This is a genomic window from Providencia sp. UF-183 (genome assembly GCF_058246155.1).
Genome location: NZ_JBSICD010000058.1, coordinates 1 through 1,400 on the forward strand (window position 1 = coordinate 1; position 1,400 = coordinate 1,400).

1 protein-coding gene is annotated in these 1,400 nt (G+C 54.1%); it reads right to left on the reverse strand.

From position 1 onward, the window contains the following. The coding region (locus tag AC4IFT_RS22310) for an ImcF-related family protein (protein WP_490752916.1) at positions 1-1,400 on the reverse strand (1,400 nt) is incomplete at both ends.

A 1,400-nucleotide genomic window follows, 5' to 3' on the forward strand; every position in this document is an offset into this window, starting at 1 on the left:
GGGTTAAAGCGCAGCCCTTGGGCAGTGGTGTTGTTAGGTACCCAGCGATTACCTTCTTTGCGTAACACCCCTTTAAGGCGGGTTTCTAAAAAGCGCTGAATGCGGCCATTATCGGGGCGTAAATATTGCGCCATCAACGGCAGTGAGATTTCGCTCTGGGTATTTTTTAGCGGGTAGCGCCCGCCAAACGCGGTGTTCCATTCGTTGACGATGGCATTTTGCCATTCGGCGTTGATACCCTCGGCGGTCGGGGTAAGCAGTTGCTCCCACGCTTGGTTCATCGGTTGCACCAACAGGGATTCGCCAAAGCCGCTCCACTCTTGCCCAAGGCTGGCGGCGATGAGGCTGCCATAGTCACGGGTTTCGGATAAATCGACAGTTTTACCCTCAAAAATACTCTGGGCAAGGGCTTGGGACATGGCTTGCGGGTCAGGGGCATTGGCGATTTGTTGCAGCTTTAACCGCACGCGGGTGACGCGGGTGAGGTAAGCCTGCAAACTGAGGTTGTCGCTGTTGTTGTTAGCCTGCGGGTCGGTCAAGTTCAACACGGGGCCAAAGGTGGCTTCCAGTGGGCCGCTAAATTCGGCTTTTTGGCTGATAACCGGCTTTTTGTCTTTGTTGAGCAACTCCTTGGTGGAGTTGATAAACGAGTCCGTCAGTTTTTCTTGCTGGCGCCCCGTTTTGCCTTGGTACGATAGCGTATTCATCAGGGCAATCACCGGGGATTGGCGCACATCCCCCATCAGGGTTAACTGGTCGATGGTATCGGACAAGTTCTCTGTGTGGCGCCATTGCAAGCTGTTCATTAAGTTCAGCCAGCTGCCCGCAAAATCGGCAAAATAGCGCTCGGTGAGGCGCTGCTTCAGTTGCTCTGGGGAGATATCACTGTCGACGGGCTGTTGGTTGTCGCTCAACACCCAGTCAATCTCGTCGCGGCGCGCTTCCACAGCGCGGTTAATGGCGGGCTCGATGGTGGTTTCCCACGCACGGCGGGTAAACACCCCGGGGATAAACTCATCGGTGGTGAACAAGAAACTGACGTCAGTGCCCCCCGTCATGTCATCCAGTGTCATCTCCGCATAGCTATTTTTAGCTTGCAGAAGGATTTTTTGATACAAAGCTGACTCGCCATTGCGTTGGCCGATTTGGCGCACCAATAAATTGCGGCTGCTGCTAATCAGTGCGCGGTTTTTCTGGATAGCCCAATCCGCATGTTGCGGCAGTTGGTTGGCATAAAACGCCAATAATTCACGGCCTAACGTCTGCCATTCGCCAGTATTCACCCCCTCAATGGGCGAGAGGCTCTCTAGCACGGTTTGGGTGAAAAATTCGGGCTCCATGCGCTCGGGGGAGCTCATCATTAAATAAGCTTTTAACAAGGCGTAAGTGGCAGGCGTGGC